Source organism: Actinoplanes nipponensis, from assembly GCF_016862275.1.
GTDB lineage: Bacteria > Actinomycetota > Actinomycetes > Mycobacteriales > Micromonosporaceae > Actinoplanes > Actinoplanes nipponensis.
In genome coordinates, this window is record NZ_BOMQ01000094.1 from 1 (window position 1) to 20,579 (window position 20,579).

Consider the following 20,579-nt stretch of genomic DNA (forward strand, 5'->3'; position numbering starts at 1 on the left):
CCGTGACGTTGCCCCCGGCCGTGACGTTGCCCCCGGCCGTGACGTTGCCCCCGGCCGTGACGTTGCCCCCGGCCGTGACGTTGCCCCCGGCCGTGGCCTCGCTGTCCCGGCCGTACCGGCCCTCTGAGCGCGCCCGGCCTCACCCGCCCTGCGCAGAGCCCGCCACCGCGCGCCCTCTTCGGCTGGATCTTGTTGACGCCACGCCGCGAAAGTGGGCTGCACGCACCAAGATCCAGCCAAGGGCCGGCGGCGGTGCGCCGCTCGCCGGTTCGCACCGGGCACTCCCGCCACTAGGCCGTGTTTCGTAGGCGACGTCGATGTCGCGGCGTGGCGGTGATCGAGAACTGAAGAGGTCTCCGGTATTTGGTTCAAGCGACCAAGCCAGAACTTCACACCGGAGACCTCGTGCCGAGCGTAGCGGCAGCGAGGCGACACGACTTGACCGACGTGCAGTGGGCGGTGCTCGAACCGTTGCTGCCTGCCGGAACGGTGCGTAGTCGGCCCCGCAGATGAACGATAAGAGTGATCATTGACGGGATCCGGTGGCGGGTCCGGACCGGGTCACCCTGGCGGGACGTGCCCGAGGTGTATCCGCCGTGGCAAACCCTGTATCGATGGTTCCGTCGCTGGCAACGTGACGGCGTCTGGACGCAGATCCTGACCGTGTTGCAGGCCCGTGCTGATGCGGCCGGGTTGATCGGCTGGACGGTGAGCATGGACTCCACGATCAGCCGCGCCCATCAACACGCGGCCGGAGCCCGGCGTGACGGCGACGGGCAGAAGGAGCCGCCTGGCGGTGTCCAGTCAGAGCCGGCAGATCACGGCCTCGGCAGGTCCCGCGGTGGGTGGACCACCAAGACGCATCTGGCCTGCGAACAAGGCCGCAAACTGATGGCCCTGGTGGTCACCGCCGGCCAGCGAGGCGACAGTCCTCAGTTCATCGGTGTGCTGGCCAAGGTGCGTGTTACCCGGGCCGGTGGCGGCCGGCCCCGAACCCGGCCGGACACCGTGCTGGCCGACAAGGCGTACACATCGAAGGCCAACCGCGCCCACCTGCGATCCCGTGGCATCCGAGCCTGCAATCCCAAGCAAGGCCGACCAGGACGCCCACCGCAAAGCCAAAGGGTCCAAAGGCGGGCGCCCGCCCGCCTTCGACCCTGACGCCTACCGCCTGCGTCATGCCGTCGAGTGCGGCATCAACCAGCTCAAACAACACCGCGCCATGGCCACCAGGTACGACAAACTCGCCGTCCGCTACGAAGCCACCCTCACCATCGCCGCCATCAACCAATGGCTGCGAGCACTACGAAACACGCCCTAGCCCAAGCTCGTGCGTGGTTCCATCCGGTCGCGCCGGTGGCCGGGTGAGGCTGGGCGCCGGTGCTGTTCCTGTCGTAGCGGGTGGCCACTGACCGGCACTGCTCGAGCCGGTTGAAGCCACGCTCCACGACGTTGCGATGGCGATGGATCAGCTTGTTGAACGTCGGTGTCAGCCAGTCGCCGTCGCTGTCGGCATCGGTCAGCCGACAGCGGCGGATCACGCCGTACAGCACTCACCAGGAGCGCGTACCTCGGCCGTGCCGGGGAGCGACCCGCCCGGAGCGGACAAGGGCGCCATCCACCCTCGGTGAACCCGAGCCCGCCGCCGGGCGACGGTCCGCGCGCCGGCGGACCGCCGCAGCGGGCCGGTACTCAGCCCACCGTTGCGGGGAATCCCCTCCCCTGCTCGGCCACCAGGGTGGCCATCGCGTGCTCCACGACCCCGACCAGCACCGACTTCACCGAGTCGCGGTGCCGGGCGTCGCACATGAGCAGCGGCACGTGCGGCGCGATGGCCAGGGCCTCGCGGACCTCCTCCGGTTCGTACCGGGGAGCGCCGTCGAAGCAGTTGAGCGCCACCAGGTACGGCAGGTGACGGTTCTCGAAATAGTCGAGCGGCGCGAAGGCGTCGGAGATCCGCCTGGTGTCCACCAGCACGGCCGCGCCCACCGCACCCCTGATCAGCTCGTCCCACATGAACCAGAATCTGGTCTGCCCGGGCGTGCCGAAGAGGTACAGGATCAGGTCGTCGGCCATGGTGATGCGGCCGAAGTCCATGGCGACCGTGGTGGTCTCCTTGCCGGGCACCTTGGACGCGTCGTCGATGCCTTGGCCCGCCGAGGTCATCACGGCCTCGGTGGTCAGCGGCTCGATCTCGGAGACCGCACCGACCAGGGTCGTCTTGCCCACGCCGAAGCCGCCGGCAATGACGATCTTCGCGGAGGTGATCTCCTTGGGTTGCGCCCCCGCCCGCTCAGAGCTTGCGAAGTCCACTCAACACCCTTTCCAGCAGATCCATCCGCTCCGTGAAGCCTTCCTTGGGAGCGGCACTGTGCAGCGACAACAGCCCGTCGGCGACCATGTCGGCGACGAGCACCCGGGCTACTCCCAACGGGAGCCGGCTGTAGGCCGCGATTTCGGCCAACGACTGCGCCCGCGGCTCGCACAGCACGGCGATGCGGTACTTGTCATGCCCGGCGAACCGGGATTCCTGAACGGCGGCCTGGCTGGCGACCAGCACCGCCTCGATGGGGATGTCGCGACGCGGCTCCGTCCGGCCCCGGGTGACCGCGTAGGGACGGACCAGGTTGCCCCGGGGGTCACTGGGTTGCCCCATCGTGCGGTCACCTCCTTCCGGCTCACGTCAGCAGCGTTGCGGGGTGGTACGGGTCAGACCTGGTGCGCGACGGCCTCGCGGGGTGCGGGCACCAGGGCGGCGCCCACCCGCTCGACCAGCAGGGCCATCTCGTAGCCGACCTGGCCGACGTCGCAGCTGCGCGCGGCCAGCACGGCCATCGACGAGCCGTCGCTGATCGACATCAGGAACAGGTATCCGCTGTCCATCTCGATGATGGTCTGCTGCACCGCGCCGGCGTTGAACATCCGCGACGCGCCGTCGGTGAGGCTGACGACGCCGGACGTGATCGCGGCGAGCTGGTCGGCGCGGTCCGCCGGCAGGTCCCGCGACGAGGCCAGCAGCAGGCCGTCCGCGGAGACCCCGACGACGTGCGCGATACCGGCCACGCTGTCGGCGAAGTTGCTGAGCAGCCAGCCCATGTCCTGCATGGTGGGGGGCCTGGTCACTGTTAGTTCTCCTTCGGAGCAGGGGCTACTGCGGCAGCTTCTTCACTGCCGGCGGTGCGCCCACGTTGCACACCGCGGTGGTACGCGGAGAGGAGGCCGCGTACCTCATCCGGGCTGCGACGGTTCTGGTTGCGCGGGCTGCTCTGCACGCCACCGGGGACGAGCTGGGCCTGGGGCACCCGCTTGGGTAGTCCGGAACGGGTGGTGTCGCTGACGGTGGGTTCCGCCGCGGCCATCGCCCGCTGCCATCCTTCGTCGGCGGCGGTACGCCAGGCGTCCTCGGCCGACCTGCGTGGCCGGGGCACCTGGGAGCCGCTGTCCGGACCGGCCTCCGCCGGTCGCGAACCATTCTGCCCCGCGCTCGGGGTGCGGGAGGTCGTCGGTTCCGGCCGGGAAGCCGGGGGGACCGGGGCCGGCGCCGGGGTGGCCGGCGGGGCCGGAGCAGCCGGCGGGGTGGCCTTCGGGGCGGGGGCGGGCGCCGGCGGGGACGCAGCCGCCGCAGCCGCCGCGGCCTGCGAGTGGTTCGGCGGTGGCGCGTACCCCGCGGTCGGCATGCTCCACTCCTCGGAGATCGGCCCGTCGTGTCCCTTGAACCAGCTCTGCTGCATCTCCAGGAAGATCGGCGAGCTCTCGCCGCGGTCCTCGGGCTGCGCGGCCGGCGGCGGGGGCGGCGGGGGCATCGCGGCGAGCGCGGCGCCCCAGCCGTTCGGGTTCGGGCTGGCCGGTCGCCGCGGCGCCGGCACCGTGCCGCCGTCCGGCGTCGCGAAACCCGAGGCGGGCGCGAAGCTCTGCTGCACCTGCCGGTCGGGCGCCGCGGCCTTCATGGTGGGGTACGCCATGGTCGGCGAGCTGGTGGCGCCGGAACCGTAGCCCGGGCCGGAGACCGGGGTGGACTCGGCCGGCTGGGTGACCCGGGTGGGCAGCGGCGGACGGTCCGTGGCCGGCGCGCTCTCGCCGCGCTTGGGCAGCGTCGGGCGGTCCGGGGTGGGCATGTCCTCGCCGCGGCCGGGCAGCTGCGAGGGCTGCCGCGGGAGCTGGGGGTGCGCCGGCTGCTGCGGGGCGGAGGTCGCCGGGAAGCCGCCGGCGCCGGCCCGGACCAGGCCGTCGTCGGCCCGCCGGCCCCAGGGCTCGGGGGCGATGGCCGGCAGGGTCGCCGTCGCGGCGCTGCCCCGGCCCAGCGGCATCGGGTCGTTCCAGTTGGCCGGGGTGGCGTCGAGCTGGCGGTTGCCGCGCGAGGGCGGGTCCAGCGGCCGGTTGTGCGGGAGCACCACGATGTGGTTCGGCAGGATCACCTGGGCGACGGTGCCGCCCTCGATGTTGGCCCGCAGCTCCACCCGGATGCCGTAGCGGTTGGCCAGCCGGCTCACCACGGCCAGGCCCATCAGCCGGAACGCGGCCACGTCGACGTCCGGCGTCTCGGCCAGCCGCCGGTTGAGCGAGTCCATCTGTTCCTCGGACATGCCCAGCCCGCGGTCCTCGACCTGGATGACCACGTAGTCGCGGATGCGCCGGCCGTCCGCGACCACCACCGTGTTCGGCGGGGAGAAGCGGGTCGCGTTGTCGAGCAGCTCGGCGACCAGCCGCACGACGTCGTTGACGGCCACGGCCGCGATCGAGATGTCGGTGTCGACCGTGCCGAACTCGATGCGGTTGTAGAGCTCGACCTCGGACTGCGCGGCCCGCAGCGCGTCGACCACGAGGGCGTCCTCGCGGCGCGGCGGGCTGGAGTCGGCGCCGGCCAGGACCAGCAGGTTCTCGTCGTTGCGGCGCATCCGGGTGGCGAGGTGGTCGAGCTCGAAGAGCTGCGCGAGCCGCTTCGGGTCCTCCTCGCCGCGCTCGATCTGGTCCAGTTCGCCGATCATCCGGTCGACCAGGCTCTGCGAGCGGCGGGCCAGGTTGAGGAACATCGCCGAGACGCTGGTCCGCAGCGCGGCCTGCTCGGCGGCGATCCGGACCGCCTCGCGGTGCACGACGTTGAACGCCTGCGCCACCTGGCCGACCTCGTCGCGGTTGTTGAGCCGGATCGGGTCCCGGACCTGCCGCACGATGTCGTCGGCCCCGCCGTCGCCCAGGTTGCGGACGTCGCGCAGCCGGGCGACCGCCTCGGGCAGGTCGCGGTTGGCCACGGCCAGCGCGCCCTCGCGCAGCCGGCGCAGCGAGAGGTTGAGCGAGCGGGCCAGCACGACGGCGAGCGCGACGGCGATGATCAGCGTCAGCAGCACCAGGCCGGCCTCCAGGGCGGCCTGCCGGCCCACCGCGGAGCTCTCGTCGGCCGCCTGGTCCAGCGCCTGGGTCTCGAGCCGCTGCTCGGCCCAGCGCATCAGGTCGACGACCGCGCCGAACGCCTGGGTGACCTCGATCGCCGGGATCGGCTCGGAGCGGTTGAGCCGGGTGGCGTACTGGTCGGCCAGGTTGATCGCGTCGCCGGTGACGGTGTTGTCCACCAGCGCGCGCTGCTGCGGGGTGGCCACCAGGGCGAAACTTTCGAGCGCCTCCTGCTGGCTGGTCTCCGTGGCGGTGAGCACCGAGAGCTGCTCGGCGCTGACGTCGCCGGAGGCGCGGGAGGCGTAGGCGACCGCCTCCTGCTCCGCGGTGCCGGCCTTGGCCCGGGCGAACGCGGAGACGGCCCGCAGGCTGTCGGCGACCGCGCCCTCGCCGGCGTACTGGCTGAGCACCTCGCCGTAGCCGACGAGGTCGGTCAGCACGACGCCGTACCGCAGGACGACCTCGGAGACGGCAATCTCGTCGCGGTCGGTGACCTTCTTACGGGTGGCGTCCATCGTCTGCAGGTGCTCGTCGATGCGGGCCAGCCGGTCCCGGACGGCGGCGGGCGGCTCGTCGAGCTCGCGGCGGTCCGCCGTGTACCGCTGGATCCGCTGGTCACTGAGAGCGATGGCGGCGTTGTAACCGTCCGCCTTGGCGCTGGGCGTCGCCAGGAACGCCGCCGCGGCCATCCGCTCCTTGTGGAGGTACTGCGTGAGGTCCGAGACGTCGGTGGAGAGCCGGGTCAGGTCCTCGACCTGACGGGCGTCGAGCGCGGAGCCGCCCACGTCGACGAGCCGGACGGTGGCCAGCGCGAGCACGGCCAGCAGCGGCACGAACAGGATCAGCGCGAGCTTGGAGCGGATCTTCGCGTCGCGCAGGCGGGGGATGCGGCCACGCCGCTCGCGGGTGCCACCGCCGCCGGTACGGCCGCCGTCGGCGCTGCTCCCCGCCGGGTTTCCGGAGGCGAGGGCGGGGTAGGTCGAAGCCTGGGCCGACGAACCGGTGCTCACGACATCTCCTCGCTGGTCATCCCCGCATCTCTTCGACCATCCCGATGCTGCCGCCCGGGAATAGCCGATCCACGCGACAGGGCCCGTGCCACACGCGGCACGGCCGCGATTTCATCAGAACCGGCAACGGTTTGGGAAGTCTGCGGCGTTCCGGAAACAGCGTTCACGGCGCGCTGGCAATCAACCGTTCGGTTCGACAATCGACACTGCGTAGGCGTTGACGTGCACGAATGTAACCGTCGCGACGTTCCGTATCGGTGCAGTGACGCTGATCCATCAAGATTCCAACCACTATGTGGGAAAGTCGTCCCGTCGGGCCGTCCGGGCCCGGCTTGACCAGGGACCTTCACGTTGGCAAGGTTTGGCGCGATCGGACGGACGGACTGTCCGTGTTCGCGCGGTCCACACCGGACAACGTTGCGTGCACCGGGATGGGTTCATCCCGGGTACCGCCCCTAGGAGGCACCCGCAGTGAGGCTCCCCCGCCGTCTGACGGCGTCCGTGGCTGCATCGGCGCTCGTCGTCGCCGCGCTGACGGGCTGCGATTCGGACTCCGACGCCGACGCCGGCGACAAGACCCAGATCGTGATCGGCGCCGACCTGGCCACCTCGGGCTCGGCCGTCGACTTCGCGTACTCGCGCGCCCTGCAGCTCAAGGTCGACCAGCTCAACGCCTCCGGCGTGCTCGGTTCCCGCGAGCTGGTGCTGCGCATCCAGGACAACCGGTCCGACCCCACCGCCACGCTGCGCAACATCGGCGCGTTCGCCCAGGACGAGGCGGTCGCCGCGGTGATCACCGGATCCTGCGGCGCGTGCGTGGTCAACGCGGCCAAGACCATCAACGACCAGAAGATCCCGACGATCGCGCTCGCCGCGGCCGACGAGGTCACCACCCCGGTGGAGAACCGCCGGTACGTCTTCAAGCTCGGTCCGAACTCGACCGACAGCGTGGCGGCGATCGTGGCCGAGCTGGTCCGGAAGAAGACGAAGAAGGCCGCGCTGCTGTGGGCCGACGACCTCTACGGGCGCGCCGCCCAGAAGAAGATGGCCCTGCAGCTCGAGGCGGCGGACATCGAGGTGTCGGGCACCCGCAGCGTGAAGCCGGCGGCCACCGAGATCAGCCAGACCGTCGGCACGCTGACCGACGCCGGGCCGGACGCCCTCGTGGTGCTGGCCGGCTCCGACCAGGCGACCCTGGCGGCCACCAGCGCCAAGGCGGCCGGCTTCACCGGGGCCGTCTACTTCGACGCCGCCGCCGCCGGCGACCTCTTCCTGCCGCAGGCCGCCGCGACCGCCACCGACAAGACCACCATGGTGTTCACCCAGATCCTGGCCATCGACGACGTGATCGCCACGACGCCGGCGAAGGCGGCCCGCAAGCAGTGGTTCCGGGACTACACCGCCCGGTACGGCAGCTACTCGGGGGTGGCCGCGTTCGCGGCCGACGCGGTGGAGCTGATCGCCGACGCGGTGGCCCGGGTCGGCGGCGACCGCCAGCGCATCCGCGACGTGCTGGAGACCTCGCAGACCGACGGGCTGGCCGGCCCGATCCGGCTGACCCCGGACAACCACTCCGGACTGATGCCGCAGGCGCTGACCCTGCTGGTGGCGCGCAGCGGCCGCTGGCGGCTGCTGAGCTGACCCCGGTACGAACGAGGCCACGGGCCGGCTCGGTGAGCCGGCCCGTTGCGTTCAGCGCTGCGAGGTGGTGGCGCGCACCCAGGGCAGGGCGAGCCGTTCCCCGACGACCAGCAGGTAGTACAGGACGATGCTGATCAGCGCCAGCAGGGTGATGGCCGCGAACGCCGTCGCGGTGTCACCCTGGCCGCTGGTCTGCACGATGATCGTGCCCAGGCCGCTCTCGCCGTACTGCATCTCGCCGACCACCACGCCGATGACCGCGAGCGGCATCGCCACCTTGAGCCCGACGAAGATCTGCGGCAGCGCGGCGGGCAGCCGCACCCGGGCGAAGGTCTGCATCCGGGAGGCGTCCATCGACCGGACCAGCTCGGCCAGGTCGGCCGGGGTGCTGGTGAGGCCGGTCGCGGTGGACAGCACGATCGGGAAGAAGCAGACCATGAACGCCATCGCCAGGATCGGCGTGCGCCCGTAGCCGAACCAGATCAGCACCAGCGGCGCGAGCGCCACCTTGGGCACCGCGTTGAACGCGACCAGCAGCGGCGAGAACATCCGCTCGAACGGCCCCCACGCGGCGATGGCCGCCCCCAGCAGCACGCCGACGCCGACGGAGAGCAGGAAGCCCTCGACCGTGGCGGCGGTGGTGTGCCACGCCTCGTCGACGAGGAACTCGTGGTAGCGGCCGAAGCCGTCGATCACGGCGGGCGGCGAGGGCAGCACCACCGTGTTGATGGAGAAGAGCGTCGTGCCGGCCCACCAGAGGCCGATCGCGACGGCCAGGCCGAGCAGGGGCCAGGCCACGGCCAGCAGGGTACGGCGGCGCGCGCCCCCGGCCGGCTCGGCCGCCGCCGGGGCGGGCGCTGTCGCCAGGTCAGTCATCGGTCTTGTCGCTCCCACTTCCCGGCGCACGGGGCCCGCCGGCTGGACGGGCCCCGTGGCTGAGCCGGATCAGGCGTTCGGCACCAGGTCGAAGCTGATGACCTGCTCGGGCGTCAGTCCGGCCTGGATCTGGCCGGAGCCCTGCAGGATGGCGATGCTGCGCGCGACCCGCTGGCTGTCCAGGGCGCCCACCGGCACGCCGGAGGCCTCGGACCGCACGAACGGCGCCATCAGCGTCAGCTCCGCCGCGGCCGACTTGGGGTCGGCGGTCGGCACGTTCTTCTTCAGCAGGTTGCCGGCCTCGTCGGGGTTGGTGATCGCGTCCTCCAGGCCCTTGAGCAGGGCGGCGGTGAACTTCTTGACCTTCTCCGGGTTCTCCTTGGCGTACTTGCTGCTGGTGATCAGCACGTTGCCGTAGAGGTCCTGCAGGTAGTCGCTGTACGGCAGCAGCACGGCCGGCTTCTTGGCGATGCCCTCGATGGTGGGCTTGCCGACCACGAACTGGCCGATGCCGTCCACCTTGTGCTGGGCCAGCGTGCCGAACAGCGTCTGCGGGTTGCCGTTGACGAACTTGACCTTGGTCGCGTCCACGTTGGCCAGCTTCGCGTACGTGGGGAACAGGTTGCGCACGACGGAGCCGGGGGTGTCGGCCAGCGTCTTGCCCTCGAGGTCCTTGGGCGCGGTGATGCCGTAGCCGTCGAGGGACATGATCGCGGCCATGGTGCGCTGCTGCACGGCGCCGACCGCGGTGAAGCCGCTGGCCTTGGCCGGGCCGCCGGCGGCGAGCAGGCCGCCGGTCAGGTCGATCGGCGTGAACTGCGCGGTGCCGGCGACGATCTGCTTGATGCCCTCGCCGCTGCCGCCGCCGGGCTTGATCTCGACGTCGAAGCCGGCGTCGCGGAAGTAGCCCTTCTCCTTGGCCACGTATGCGTACGAGTCGCGGCCGAAGGTGCCGAACGACGTCAGGTAGGTGATCTTCTCCAGCGTCTGCGTGCCGCCGGACGCGCTGGTGTCATCCCCGTCGTCGCTGCAACCGGCTGCGGCGGCGAGGGTCGTGGCCAGCGCGGCGGCCACGAACATGCGGGTGAACGTTCTTCTGTGCACCGTGTTCCTTCCCAACCGAGGGGGTGTCGAGGCAGTCGGCGCCGGGCGGAGGGTGCACCGGCGCCGCTTGGAGGTGTGCGCGAACTCGGCGTTAGCGTAGGGGACCCGGGCCCGGACATCGATGACAGGTATGTCTCAAAGGCCCTTGTGGACGGGGTGGTCACGGCGCCGCGGCGAGAGCTGGCTAGAGTGGCACCGCATCGATCCGACGCTATCGGGAGCACCCGCAGATGATCCGTCTCACCGGCGTCTCCCGGACTTTCGCGGGCCGCTCCGGCACGGTGGAGGCCTTACGCGGCATCGACCTGGACGTCGCCGACGGCGAGTTCGTCGCCGTCCTCGGCCGCTCGGGCTGCGGAAAGTCCACATTACTGCGGCTGGTCGCCGGACTGCTCCCGGTGACCGCGGGCGAGATCCGGGTGTCAGGCGAACGGGTGACCAAGCCGCGCCGCGACATCGCGATGATGTTCCAGAAGCCCGCCCTGCTGCCCTGGCGCTCGGTGCTGGACAACGTGCTGCTGCCGGTGCAGATCTTCGGCGGCCGCAAGGCGGCGCACCGCGACCGCGCGCACGAGCTGTTGGCCATGACCGGGCTCTCCGGTTTCGCCAAGCGGCTGCCGCACGAGCTCTCCGGCGGCATGCAGCAGCGGGTGGCGTTGTGCCGGTCGCTGATCGCGAACCCGCGGCTGATGCTCATGGACGAGCCGTTCTCGGCGCTGGACGCGCTCACGCGAGAGGAACTCTCGGGCGAGCTGCAGCGGGTGCACATGGAGCTGGGCACCACGATCGTGTTCGTCACGCATTCGATCGACGAGGCGGTCCTGCTGGCCGACCGGGTGGTGGTGCTGAGCCCGCGCCCCGGCCGGATCCGCGAGATCCTCGACATCGGGATCCCGCGGCCCCGCACCCTGGGCCGCGGGGCCCACCTCGAAGACGTCGCCCGGTGCAGCGCCGAGCTGCACGAACTCCTGATGGCCTAGGGACCAGCCGATGCGCGTCAGCCTGTTCACCGAGCCGCACCGCGGCGCCACCTACGACGACCAGCTCCGGCTGGCGCGGCACGCCGAGGACGGCGGCTTCGAGGGCTACCTGCGGGCCGACCACTACCAGTCGATGGGCGCCGACCCGGGCCTGCCGGGCCCGACCGACGCCTGGCTCACCCTGGCCGGCCTGGCCCGCGAGACGTCCCGGCTGCGGCTCGGCACGCTGGTCAGCTCGGCCACGTTCCGGCTGCCCGGCCCGCTGGCGATCATGGTGGCCCAGGTGGACGCGATGAGCGGCGGGCGGGTCGAGCTGGGGCTGGGCGCCGGCTGGCTGGAACGCGAGCACACCTCGTACGGCATCCCGTTCCCCCCGCTGGGTGAGCGCTTCGACCGCCTCGAGGAGCAGCTGGCGATCATCACCGGGCTGTGGTCGACGCCGGACGGCGCCCGGTTCTCCCACGAGGGCAAGCACTACCGGCTGCTGGACGCGCCGGCGCTGCCCAAGCCGGTGCAGCGGCCCGGGCCGCCGATCATCATCGGCGGCCGCGGCGCGAAGCGCACGCCCGAGCTGGCCGGCCGCTTCGCGGACGAGTTCAACATGCCGTTCAAGACGGTGAGCGAGACGGCGGCGGCCTTCGACCGGGTCCGGGCCGCGAGCAAGAGGTACGGGCGCAGCGTCACGCTGTCAGCGGGGATCGTCGTGGCGATCGGCCGCACCGACGCGGAGGCCGAGCGCCGGGCCGCTCCCCTGCACGTCCCCAGCGCCCTGCCCCCGGAGGACCCGGTGGTCGGGTCGCCGGACACCCTGGTCCAGCGAATCGGCGAGTTCGCCGCGATCGGCGCCACCCGCGTGCACCTGCGCGTGATCGACATGTCCGACCTGGATCACGTGGAGCTCATCGCGTCCCGGGTCCTGCCGCAGCTGGGAGAGCTATGACGGAGCAGGCGCTGGGACCGGTCGGGCAGGAGATCCTGCTCGAGAACGACCGGGTCCGGGTATGGCACATCACCCTGGCCCCGGGCGAGACCCAGCCGCTGCACCACCACGGGCTGGCCTACGTGGTGATCGCCGTGCAGGGCGCCCGGAACGTCATCCACACCGCCGCCGGCGAGCGCATCGACGTCGAGGAGGAGACCGGCAGCGTGGTCTACCGGGAGCCGGGCCAGACGCACATGCTGACCAACGCCGGTGACACTGTGTATATCGGCCGAATCGTAGAGTTGAAGGCCGGGCCGGACCCCGCCTGAGCGGAATTTTGGCCTGCCTTAAGAAGGGGGCTCCGGACTGGCAGCGCCACGGACCATTCCGTAACCTGCCCGGCATGGCATTTCGGACCTGGGCCAAGCTGCTGGCGGCCACCCTCGGCGTGGGCGCGCTGGCCGGCGCGAGCCAGCTGGGGCTGGCGTACGGCCTCGGCATCGTGCGGCTCACCCGCGTGCTGGACGTGACCAACCGTGATCAGTGGACGGCCCAGCTGGCCTGGGTGGCCTGGGTCCCGATGCTGGCGGCGGTGGTGGGCGCCCTGGCCGGCGCCGGCCTGCTGCGGCGCTGGTCCCCGGGCGCCCCGGTGCCCGGCGTCGGCGCCGAGCTGGCGCTGGCCTTCTCCGCCGCGATCGGCGCGGGCGTGGTGGTGCCGCTGACCATGCAGCCGGCCCGCACCGCCCAGGTCGACGGCGTGAACCCGGTGGTGGTGATCGCCATCTGCGCCGGCCTGGGCGCCCTGGTCGGGGTGTTCGCCGCGTGGGCCGCGCTGGCCCAGGCGGTCGCCCGGTGGAGCCTGATCGCGCTGGGCGCGGCGGTGTGGCTGGTCGCGCTGGTGTCGGTGGCGCCCTCGCTGGCCCCGAGCGACCCGCTGCCCGCGGTCCGGCTGGGCGTCTTCGACGCCGGCTTCCTGTCCCCCGCGGTGACCCAGCGGACGGCGCTGGCCACGATGCCCGCCCTGGCCCTGCTGATCGGGGCGACGCTGGGCTGGGCGGCCCGCCGGCGCGAACTGCCCACGCTGACGATCGCGCTGGCCGGCCTGCCCGGTCCGGCGCTGCTGACGATCGCGTACCTCATCGCCGGGCCGGGCTCCGGCGGCGACCGCTACCAGGTGGTGCCGTACTGGGCGGCGATGACCGCCACCGGCGCCGGGGTGCTCGGGTCGGTGCTGGCGGCGGTGCTGCGCCGCGGCCCGCTGCCCGGCGACGAGGACGACCGGGACGGCCACGAGCCGGAGAAGCCCCCGCTGCCCCGGCGCACCAACCAGCCGGAATCGGCGATCGCGGCGGCCGGCGGCGCGCCGGCCGGCGACCAGCCGGCACGCCCGGCCGACACGGGCGTCTTCGACCTGTCCCCGCGGGATCGCGCCGCGTCGCCTCCGACGGGCGCCGGCCCGGGTGGCGGCCCGGGTGGCGGCCCGGGTGGCGGCCCGGGTGGCGGGCACCCGGCCGATGCGGACCCGGGCGACGGGGGCCCGGCGGGCGCGCACTCGGCCGGCGCGGGCGCGGGCCTCGGCGGCCCGAGCGCGGCCGAGGGCAAACCGGAGAAGCCACGCCGGCGTGGCCGCCGGTCCAACGTCGCCGACGCCTTCATCGGCCGCACCGGCGAGTTCCCGGCCACCGGCCCGGCCGGGAGGCCCGGCTCGCCCGGTCGCGATGCCCGCGAGTTCCCCGGCGGCCGCTCCGGTGGTGATGTCCCCCCGGCTGATCATGCCCACCGGGAGCCGGCTTCGTTCGACGCCTTCTCCCGGGCCGAAACCGACTCCCCGGGCCGGACCGACGCCCCGGGCCGGACAGGCTCGCGGGGCCCCGACGAGTCACCGCGATCCGGTGGCGCCCCCTGGTCCCCCGCCGCGACCGCACCGCGGCCCGGCGGCCGGGCCGAGCCGCAGCCGTACGTCCCCGAGCCCGCCACCCGCCCGCTGCCCCCCGGCGTCGGCACGTCCACGTCCACCGCCGAGCCACGCCGCACTACAGCCGAGCCGCCCCGCACCACCGCCGAGCCGCCCCGCACCGCCGGCGGTCGGCTGGGCCGCGGCCTGCGCCCGTTCGGCCGCGGCAAGTCCGCCGAGCCGCTGACCCCCGAGCCGACCGCGATCAGCGCGCCGCTGCCGCACCCGGATCCGGTCACGCCCCCGCTGACCGTCACCCCGGCCCCGCGCAAGCAGACCGCGCCGGGCCAGCAGACCGCGCCCGGCCCGCAGACCGAGCCCGGCCCGGCCGGCCGCCGCAAGGCCGCCGGCGGCAAGGACGAGGACTACGTGGACTGGGTCAGCGGCCTGGGCAAATAGCGGGCGAGCGGCGGCCAACACATAGCCGAACGCCGATGGAATGATGCGTCGGGGATGTACCGCACCGGCTTCGGGACCCGCACGATGTGGGCACGGCCCGGTCGGACGGGCCACCGACGCTACGGAGTTCGCCATGTCTGCTGACGCACCCCGCCCGTCCCGCCTGCGCCGCCTGCTGTCGGCGGTCGCCGTCGTCTTCGCCCTCACCGGCGCCGGCCTCGTCGCCCCCGCCGTGGTGACGCCCACGCACACCGCCGCCGCCGAGGCCGCCGTCCACTCCAGCTGCACCCAGTCGCGCTGCTCGGCGGCCCGGACCGCGCGCACCGGCTGGAGCTCGCTCGGCTGGCCGACCAGCGCGGGCTGGTACAGCTGGCCGTACGGGCAGTACAACTACACCGGTGGCACGTTCCAGAACCGCGAGGGTCAGCTGCCGGCCAACGCCACCTACAGCGAGTACGACGTCTACCCCCGCTCCCGGGGCGCGGCGCGGGACGCGTACCGGATCGTGGTGAACCGGTCCACCCGCGAGACCTGGTTCACCCCCGACCACTACGCCAACTTCTACAAGCTCTGAGTGACCGGCAGGTAGACCCGGCCGCCGGCGGAGACGAACTCCTCGCTCTTGTTCTGCATGCCCCGGGCCGCGTACTCCTTGAGCTCCTGGGTGATCTTCATCGAGCAGAACTTGGGCCCGCACATCGAGCAGAAGTGCGCGGTCTTCGCCGGCGCCGCGGGCAGGGTCGCGTCGTGGTACGCCCGCGCGGTCTCCGGGTCCAGGGCCAGGTTGAACTGGTCCTCCCAGCGGAACTCGAACCGGGCCTTGCTCAGCGCGTCGTCCCAGTCCTGCGCGCCCGGGTGCCCCTTGGCCAGGTCGGCGGCGTGCGCGGCGATCTTGTACGCGATCACCCCGGCCTTGACGTCGTCCCGGTCGGGCAGCCCGAGGTGTTCCTTGGGCGTCACGTAGCAGAGCATCGCGGTGCCGAACATGCCGATCATCGCCGCCCCGATGGCCGAGGTGATGTGGTCGTACGCGGGCGCGATGTCCGTCGTCAGGGGCCCGAGGGTGTAGAACGGCGCGCCGCCGCACAGCTCCTGCTGCAGGTCCACGTTCTCCTTGATCTTGTGCATGGGCACGTGCCCCGGCCCCTCGATCATCACCTGCACGCCGTGCTCCCAGGCGACGTGGGTCAGCTCGCCCAGCGTGCGCAGCTCGGCGAACTGGGCCGCGTCGTTGGCGTCCGCGATGGAACCCGGCCGCAGCCCGTCGCCCAGCGAGAACGTCACGTCGTACCGCGCCAGGATGTCGCACAGCTCCGCGAAGTTCTCGTACAGGAAGTTCTCCCGGTGGTGGGCGAGGCACCAGGCCGCCATGATCGATCCGCCGCGCGAGACGATGCCGGTGATCCGGTCCACCGCCAGCGGCACGTACGGCAGCAGCACCCCGGCGTGCACGGTCATGTAGTCCACGCCCTGCTCGGCCTGCTCGATCACGGTCTCCCGGAACACCTCCCAGGACAGCTTCACCGGGTCGCCGTCCACCTTCTCCAGCGCCTGGTAGATCGGGACCGTGCCGATCGGCACCGCGGAGTTGCGCACGATGGCTTCGCGGGTCTCGTGGATGCGCTTGCCGGTGGACAGGTCCATCACGGTGTCGGCGCCCCAGCGGGTGGCCCAGGTCAGCTTCTCCACCTCCTCGGCCACCGACGAGCTGACCGCGGAGGTGCCGATGTTCGCGTTGATCTTCACCAGGAAACGCGATCCGATGATCATCGGCTCGATCTCCGGGTGGTTGACGTTGGCCGGCAGCACCGCGCGCCCGGTCGCGATCTCCTCGCGCACCACCTCCGGCTCGACGTTCTCCCGGATCGCGACGAACTCCATCTCCGGCGTGACGATCCCGGCCCGGGCGTACGCGAGCTGGGTGGGCCGGGTGCCGGCCAGCGGCGTACCCGGGCCGGCCACCGGGGCCACGTCCCCGCGCTCGGCGATCCACGGGCCGCGCAGCGGCGGCAGGCCCACCTCCGGGTCGCTGCCGGGGCCGGACGTGTCGTAGAGCCGGACCGGCGGGTTGTCGCCGGTCAGGTCGATCTCGGCGAACGGCACCCGCAGGTCCGGACGCGAGCCCTCGACGTACACCTTGCGCCTCATGGTTCCTCCTCAATTGGGGACAAAAAGGACGGCATACGGCAGCACGGACCGCCGAAGGCCGGTAGAGCCGGTCAGCCGGGGAAGCCGAAGTGGTCCAGGGGGCCCGGTCCCGCGCCGAGCTTCCAGTCGCGGGCGCCGGCCAGCGCCCGCCCGACGTAGTCCTTCGCGGCGCGCACGGCGACCGGCAGCGGATCGCCCGCGGCCAGCCGCACCGCGATCGCCGACGAGAACGTGCACCCCGAGCCGTGGTTGTTGCCGCTGAGCACCGGGTCGCCGTCCAGCACCGTGGTCGTCCCGTCGGCGTACAGCACGTCCACGGCCGACTCGCTGCCGGTCACGACGACCGCGCCCGGGCCGAGCGCGGCCAGCTCCGCCGCCGCGGCGGCGGCCTCGGCCGTCGTCGTCACCGGGCGACCGAGCAGGGCGCCGGCTTCCTGCCGGTTCGGCGTCAGCACGCAGCGGTACGGCAGCAGCGGCGCGACCGCGTCGACCCCGGACAACCGGCTCCCGCTGGTGGCCACGAGCACCGGATCGACGACCAGGTGGGGCAGCCGGCCGGCCCGCGCCGCGATCAGCTCGGCCACCGCCGGGTCCCCGATCATGCCGACCTTCACCGCGTCCGGGGCCAGGTCCTCGAGCACCGCGTCCAGCTGGGCCGCCACCACCTCCACCGGCACCGGGTGGATCGCGCGCACGCCCAGGGTGTTCTGGGCGGTGACGGCGGTGAGCACGGAGACCCCGAAGGCCCCGAGCGCCGCGAAGGTCTTAAGGTCCGCCTGGATCCCCGCACCGCCCCCGCTGTCGGACCCGGCGATGGTCAGCACCACCCGCGGCGTCACGCCCGCACCCCCGCGGCCGCCGCGGCGAAGGACTCGGCCAGCGTGCGGGTCACCGTCTCCGGGTCACCCGCGCGCATCACCGCGCCCAGCACCGCGATCCCGGCCGCCCCGGCGGCGGCGCAGGCGGCCGCCCGCTGCGGCGAGTGCACCCCGCCCAGGGCCAGCCAGGGCACCGCGCCGGCCAGCGCGGCGGCCCGCGACGGGCCCAGCGCCGGTCCGTAGCCGGGCTTGGTGAGCGTGGGGTAGACCGGCGAGAGCGTCACATAGTCCTCCGTGGACAGTCGCGGCGCCCCGTGACAGGAACGCCCGACCAGGCCGACGCCCGCGGGCACGGGATCGGCGGCCGCGAGGTGCACGGCGTCGCCGCCGAGCGGGTCCGGGCCGGCGATCACCAGCCGGCCGGCCGGCACCACGGCGCGCAGGGTGTCGGCGAGGGCGCGCCTTTCGGCGTACCCCAGGTCCCGCTCGCGCAGCACGACCCAGGCGGCGCCGCCGCGGACCGCGGCCGCGACCACCTCGGTCAGCGGCCGGGCCGCGAGCCGGCGGTCGGTGAGCACGACGAGCCCGCCCGGGATCACCATGCCGGCCGTCCCTCGTCCGATGTGGAGGCCAGCGCGTGATAGCGGCGCGGGATCCGGCCGGCGCCGTAGGCCAGCCGGCCCGCCTCCACCGCGTGGCGCATCGCCGCCGCCATCCGCGCCGGGTCGGCGGCCCGAGTGACCGCGCTGGCGATCAGCACCGCGTCGCAGCCCAGCTCCATCGCCAGCGCGGCGTCCGAGGCGGTGCCGATGCCCGCGTCGAGGATCACCGGCACGTCCACGCTGTCGCGGATGAGCCGGATGTGATGCGGGTTGGAGATGCCCAGGCCGGACCCGATCGGAGCCCCGGCCGGCATGACCGCCGCACACCCGACGTCGGCCAGCCGGCGCGCGAGGATCGGATCGTCGCTGGTGTACGGCAACACCCGGAAGCCGTCCGCGACCAACGTCTCGGCCGCCCGCAGCAGCTCCACGCCGTCCGGCAGCAGGGTCCGCTCGTCGCCGATGACCTCCAGCTTCACCAGGTCCGTCTCGAACGCGTCGCGGGCCAGGTGGGCGGCCTTGACCGCGTCCGTGGCGGTGTAGCAGCCGGCCGTGTTCGGCAGGATCCGCAGGCCGAGCCGGTCGAGCATCGGCAGCAGGCCGGGCCCGGCGGCGTCGACCCGGCGCAGCGCCACGGTGACCAGGTCGGTGCCGGAGGCGACGATGGCCGCCTCCAGCGCGGCCAGGCTCTCCGCGCCGCCGGTGCCCAGGATGAGCCGGGATTCGCCGAGCACGTCAGCCGCCCTGCGCCGCGGTGAGGACCTCGACCCGGTCGCCGTCGCACAGGCGCGCGGCGGGCCAGGACGAACGCGGCACGACCTCGCCGTTGACGGCGACCGCGACCCCGCGCCGGGCGCTGGTCAGCTGCTCGACCAGCCCCTCGACGCTGAGCACGTCGACGTCGCGTGCGGCGCCGTTGAGAATCACCCTCATCCGAACCTCCCAGGTGCGAACGCGTCCAGCAGTGGCGCCGACTTCCCGGTGGCGACGAGGTCGGCGATCAGATCGGCGGTGACGGGGGCGAGCAGCACCCCGTTGCGGTGGTGCCCGGCGGCGACCACGACGCCCTCGCCGTACGGGCCCAGCAGCGGCGCGTTGTCCGGGGTGGCCGGCCGGTGCCGCACCAGCGTCTCGACCAGCTCGTGCTCGGCCAGGTCGGGCACCAGGTCGGTGGCCGCGCGCAGCAGGTCGAGCACCTGCCCGGCGGTGACCGTGGCGTCGCCGCGTTCCTCCTGGGTGGCGCCGACCACCACCTCGCCGTCGGCCCGCGGCACCAGGTAGACGTGCCGCCCGTCGGCCCAGCCGCTGACCACGTGGCGCAGCAGGCCGGGCTCGCCGCGCAGCCGCAGCACCAGGCCCTTCACCGGCCGGACGGGCAGCCCGGTCAGCGCGGCGGTCCCCGCGCCGGCGGCGATCACCACGATCCGCCCGTCCCGGGCCTGCGCCCCCGGCACGAGCCCGGCCGGCCGGTCGGACGCGTCACCGTCACCGGACCCGGCCGAGCCGCCGAGGCCCGGCCGCACGATCGCCTCGACCCGGTCGGGCACGACCGCGGCCCCGAGGGCGGCGCGCAGCGCGGCGACGACACGACGCGGGTCGACCTGGCAGTCGTCGGGGGCGTGGGCGCCGCCCCGCAGCCGCGGCGACAACGCCGGCTCCCGCTCGCGGACGGCGCTCGGCAGCAGCGGATGCACCCCGAGCCCCTGCGCCCGCCGGTGCTCCCAGAGCCGCCGCGCCTCGGCCAGGTCGTCGGCGGTGAGCGCGACGCTGAGCGTGCCCGCGGTGTCGTAGCCGACGTCGACGCCGGTCTCGCGCCGCAGCTCGGCCGCGAAGTCGGGCCAGCGCGCCGCCGACTCCACCAGCAGCTCGGTCAGCGCCTCCTGGCCGAAGCCCGCCTCCCCGGCGGGGGCCAGCATGCCCGCCGCCGCGTACCAGGCCCCGTCGTCCCCGCCGTTGTCGTGGACGGTCACCGCGAGCCCGCGCCGCGCGCACCGCCACGCGATCGAGAGCCCGATGATGCCGCCGCCGACGACCACGACCTCGGTGGCGGGCACGCCCTCGTAGCCCTGGCCGGCGGGGGCGCGGCTCGACCCGGTGCGGTCGGTCATGCCAGCACCCGCAGCAGGTCCTCGGTCGCCCGGGCCGGATCCGAAGCGGCCGCGACCGCCCCGACCACCGCCACCGCGGCGGCCCCGGCGCCGATCAGCGACCGTGCGTTGCCGGCGGTCACTCCCCCGATGGCGACGATCGGCGTGTCCGGCACGGCGGCCGCGACCGCGCCCACCGCGCCCGGCCCGAGCGGGCTCGGCAGCCCGGTCTTGGTGGTGGTGGCGAACGCCGGCCCGACGCCGAGATACGACGCGCCCGCCCGCCGCGCCGCGCGGGCCCCGGCGGCGTCCCGGCAGGTGGCGCCCAGCACGCTCGTGGGGCCGAGCACCTTGCGGGCCACCGCGACCGGCAGGTCGGCGGCGCCCACGTGCCCGCCGTCCGCGCCGACCGCCAGCGCGACGTGCAACCGGTCGTTGACCAGGCACCACACCCCGTGCGGGCGGCACAGCTCGAGCACGGCGCCGGCCAGCTCGTAGGCGTCCCGGTCGCTGACGTCGTCCTCGACGCGGACCTGGACCGCCAGCCGGTGGCAGCCGTCCAGCCGCCGGGCGGCGGCGATCGCGGCCGCCACGACCGTCAGCGGCTCCCGGCCACGCCGGGCGTCCGTGATGACGTGCAGGTGCGGAAA

General features: G+C 73.6%; 20 protein-coding genes and 1 pseudogene. 7 read left to right on the top strand and 14 right to left on the bottom strand.

Annotated features, from left to right (window positions below; genetic code table 11):
• Window positions 1–405: 405 nt before the first annotated feature.
• Window positions 406–1,321 (top strand): annotated as a pseudogene (locus tag Ani05nite_RS37725) (IS5 family transposase).
• On the opposite strand, the gene Ani05nite_RS37730 reads toward Ani05nite_RS37725, so the two are convergent.
• The 5 genes from Ani05nite_RS37730 to Ani05nite_RS37750 form a co-directional block, all read right to left on the bottom strand.
• A complete protein-coding gene (locus Ani05nite_RS37730; protein WP_203776532.1) occupies window positions 1,284–1,553 on the bottom strand; it encodes a transposase in 270 nt (89 codons plus the stop codon). The pseudogene Ani05nite_RS37725 and the gene Ani05nite_RS37730 sit on opposite strands and share 38 nt — an antisense overlap.
• 139 nt (window positions 1,554–1,692) lie before the next feature.
• Entirely contained in the window at window positions 1,693–2,313 is a 621-nt protein-coding gene (locus tag Ani05nite_RS37735; protein WP_203776533.1) for a GTP-binding protein, read from the bottom strand.
• Complete coding sequence (locus tag Ani05nite_RS37740) at window positions 2,294–2,656, bottom strand: DUF742 domain-containing protein (protein WP_203776535.1); 363 nt, start codon at window positions 2,654–2,656, stop codon at window positions 2,294–2,296. Before Ani05nite_RS37740 ends, Ani05nite_RS37735 begins: the two co-directional genes overlap by 20 nt.
• Window positions 2,657–2,709: 53 nt before the next feature.
• Window positions 2,710–3,123: a roadblock/LC7 domain-containing protein gene (locus Ani05nite_RS37745; RefSeq protein WP_203776537.1), complete on the bottom strand. Its 414-nt coding sequence runs from the start codon at window positions 3,121–3,123 to the stop codon at window positions 2,710–2,712.
• A 2-nt stretch (window positions 3,124–3,125) separates the two neighbouring features.
• Window positions 3,126–6,398: a sensor histidine kinase gene (locus Ani05nite_RS37750; RefSeq protein WP_203776539.1), complete on the bottom strand. Its 3,273-nt coding sequence runs from the start codon at window positions 6,396–6,398 to the stop codon at window positions 3,126–3,128.
• A gap of 501 nt (window positions 6,399–6,899) precedes the next feature.
• Here Ani05nite_RS37750 and Ani05nite_RS37755 point away from each other — a divergent pair.
• Window positions 6,900–8,039, top strand: a complete 1,140-nt coding sequence (locus Ani05nite_RS37755) for an ABC transporter substrate-binding protein (RefSeq protein ID WP_239131046.1) — start codon at window positions 6,900–6,902, stop codon at window positions 8,037–8,039.
• Window positions 8,040–8,090: 51 nt separating this feature from the next.
• On the opposite strand, the gene Ani05nite_RS37760 is transcribed toward Ani05nite_RS37755, so the two are convergent.
• Both Ani05nite_RS37760 and Ani05nite_RS37765 read right to left on the bottom strand, forming a co-directional pair.
• Window positions 8,091–8,915 carry an ABC transporter permease gene (locus Ani05nite_RS37760; RefSeq protein ID WP_203776543.1) on the bottom strand — a complete coding sequence of 275 codons (825 nt, stop codon included), beginning with the start codon at window positions 8,913–8,915 and terminating at the stop codon, window positions 8,091–8,093.
• Between the two features lie 69 nt (window positions 8,916–8,984).
• Window positions 8,985–9,995: an ABC transporter substrate-binding protein gene (locus Ani05nite_RS37765; RefSeq protein ID WP_203776614.1), complete on the bottom strand. Its 1,011-nt coding sequence runs from the start codon at window positions 9,993–9,995 to the stop codon at window positions 8,985–8,987.
• A 254-nt stretch (window positions 9,996–10,249) separates the two neighbouring features.
• Here Ani05nite_RS37765 and Ani05nite_RS37770 point away from each other — a divergent pair, with 254 nt between their 5' ends.
• From Ani05nite_RS37770 to Ani05nite_RS37790, 5 genes are all read left to right on the top strand, one after another.
• On the top strand, window positions 10,250–10,999 hold the full coding sequence (locus Ani05nite_RS37770; protein WP_203776545.1) for an ABC transporter ATP-binding protein: 750 nt from the start codon (window positions 10,250–10,252) through the stop codon (window positions 10,997–10,999).
• A 10-nt stretch (window positions 11,000–11,009) separates the two neighbouring features.
• On the top strand, window positions 11,010–11,939 hold the full coding sequence (locus tag Ani05nite_RS37775) for an LLM class F420-dependent oxidoreductase (protein ID WP_203776547.1): 930 nt from the start codon (window positions 11,010–11,012) through the stop codon (window positions 11,937–11,939).
• Complete coding sequence (locus tag Ani05nite_RS37780) at window positions 11,936–12,250, top strand: cupin domain-containing protein (protein ID WP_203776549.1); 315 nt, start codon at window positions 11,936–11,938, stop codon at window positions 12,248–12,250. The genes Ani05nite_RS37775 and Ani05nite_RS37780 overlap by 4 nt, the downstream gene beginning before the upstream one ends.
• Window positions 12,251–12,324: 74 nt before the next feature.
• The gene (locus tag Ani05nite_RS37785) at window positions 12,325–14,274 is read left to right on the top strand and encodes an MMPL family transporter (protein ID WP_203776551.1); all 1,950 of its coding nucleotides are present in this window, start codon (window positions 12,325–12,327) and stop codon (window positions 14,272–14,274) included.
• Window positions 14,275–14,407: 133 nt separating this feature from the next.
• Window positions 14,408–14,848 carry a ribonuclease domain-containing protein gene (locus Ani05nite_RS37790; protein ID WP_203776553.1) on the top strand — a complete coding sequence of 147 codons (441 nt, stop codon included), beginning with the start codon at window positions 14,408–14,410 and terminating at the stop codon, window positions 14,846–14,848.
• On the opposite strand, the gene thiC is transcribed toward Ani05nite_RS37790, so the two are convergent.
• The 7 genes from thiC to thiE all read right to left on the bottom strand — a co-directional run bounded on the left by thiC (window position 14,836) and on the right by thiE (window position 20,570).
• Window positions 14,836–16,422, bottom strand: a complete 1,587-nt coding sequence (thiC, locus tag Ani05nite_RS37795) for a phosphomethylpyrimidine synthase ThiC (protein WP_203776554.1) — start codon at window positions 16,420–16,422, stop codon at window positions 14,836–14,838. The genes Ani05nite_RS37790 and thiC overlap by 13 nt on opposite strands.
• Before the next feature lie 71 nt (window positions 16,423–16,493).
• Window positions 16,494–17,261 (bottom strand): bifunctional hydroxymethylpyrimidine kinase/phosphomethylpyrimidine kinase, encoded by a 768-nt coding sequence (gene thiD / locus Ani05nite_RS37800; RefSeq protein ID WP_203776555.1) that lies wholly within the window; start codon window positions 17,259–17,261, stop codon window positions 16,494–16,496.
• Window positions 17,258–17,842 carry a thiamine phosphate synthase gene (locus Ani05nite_RS37805; RefSeq protein WP_203776556.1) on the bottom strand — a complete coding sequence of 195 codons (585 nt, stop codon included), beginning with the start codon at window positions 17,840–17,842 and terminating at the stop codon, window positions 17,258–17,260. The genes thiD and Ani05nite_RS37805 overlap by 4 nt, the downstream gene beginning before the upstream one ends.
• Window positions 17,836–18,576 (bottom strand): thiazole synthase, encoded by a 741-nt coding sequence (locus Ani05nite_RS37810; RefSeq protein ID WP_203776557.1) that lies wholly within the window; start codon window positions 18,574–18,576, stop codon window positions 17,836–17,838. The genes Ani05nite_RS37805 and Ani05nite_RS37810 overlap by 7 nt, the downstream gene beginning before the upstream one ends.
• 1 nt (window position 18,577) lies before the next feature.
• The gene (thiS, locus tag Ani05nite_RS37815; protein ID WP_203776558.1) at window positions 18,578–18,775 is read right to left on the bottom strand and encodes a sulfur carrier protein ThiS; all 198 of its coding nucleotides are present in this window, start codon (window positions 18,773–18,775) and stop codon (window positions 18,578–18,580) included.
• On the bottom strand, window positions 18,772–19,950 hold the full coding sequence (thiO, locus tag Ani05nite_RS37820) for a glycine oxidase ThiO (RefSeq protein WP_203776559.1): 1,179 nt from the start codon (window positions 19,948–19,950) through the stop codon (window positions 18,772–18,774). Before thiO ends, thiS begins: the two co-directional genes overlap by 4 nt.
• Window positions 19,947–20,570 carry a thiamine phosphate synthase gene (gene thiE, locus Ani05nite_RS37825; RefSeq protein WP_377882615.1) on the bottom strand — a complete coding sequence of 208 codons (624 nt, stop codon included), beginning with the start codon at window positions 20,568–20,570 and terminating at the stop codon, window positions 19,947–19,949. Before thiE ends, thiO begins: the two co-directional genes overlap by 4 nt.
• Window positions 20,571–20,579: the final 9 nt, after the last annotated feature.

What these genes read in the sequence shown, in the direction of transcription:
- Ani05nite_RS37765 (WP_203776614.1), bottom strand. Translation starts at nt 9,995, where the DNA reads ATGTTCGTGGCCGCCGCGCTGGCCACGACCCTCGCCGCCGCAGCCGGT.
- Ani05nite_RS37780 (WP_203776549.1), top strand. Translation starts at nt 11,936, where the DNA reads ATGACGGAGCAGGCGCTGGGACCGGTCGGGCAGGAGATCCTGCTCGAG.
- thiS (WP_203776558.1), bottom strand. Translation starts at nt 18,775, where the DNA reads ATGAGGGTGATTCTCAACGGCGCCGCACGCGACGTCGACGTGCTCAGC.
- Ani05nite_RS37805 (WP_203776556.1), bottom strand. Translation starts at nt 17,842, where the DNA reads ATGGTGATCCCGGGCGGGCTCGTCGTGCTCACCGACCGCCGGCTCGCG.
- Ani05nite_RS37770 (WP_203776545.1), top strand. Translation starts at nt 10,250, where the DNA reads ATGATCCGTCTCACCGGCGTCTCCCGGACTTTCGCGGGCCGCTCCGGC.
- thiO (WP_203776559.1), bottom strand. Translation starts at nt 19,950, where the DNA reads ATGACCGACCGCACCGGGTCGAGCCGCGCCCCCGCCGGCCAGGGCTAC.
- Ani05nite_RS37790 (WP_203776553.1), top strand. Translation starts at nt 14,408, where the DNA reads ATGTCTGCTGACGCACCCCGCCCGTCCCGCCTGCGCCGCCTGCTGTCG.
- Ani05nite_RS37775 (WP_203776547.1), top strand. Translation starts at nt 11,010, where the DNA reads ATGCGCGTCAGCCTGTTCACCGAGCCGCACCGCGGCGCCACCTACGAC.
- Ani05nite_RS37760 (WP_203776543.1), bottom strand. Translation starts at nt 8,915, where the DNA reads ATGACTGACCTGGCGACAGCGCCCGCCCCGGCGGCGGCCGAGCCGGCC.
- thiC (WP_203776554.1), bottom strand. Translation starts at nt 16,422, where the DNA reads ATGAGGCGCAAGGTGTACGTCGAGGGCTCGCGTCCGGACCTGCGGGTG.
- Ani05nite_RS37740 (WP_203776535.1), bottom strand. Translation starts at nt 2,656, where the DNA reads ATGGGGCAACCCAGTGACCCCCGGGGCAACCTGGTCCGTCCCTACGCG.
- Ani05nite_RS37785 (WP_203776551.1), top strand. Translation starts at nt 12,325, where the DNA reads ATGGCATTTCGGACCTGGGCCAAGCTGCTGGCGGCCACCCTCGGCGTG.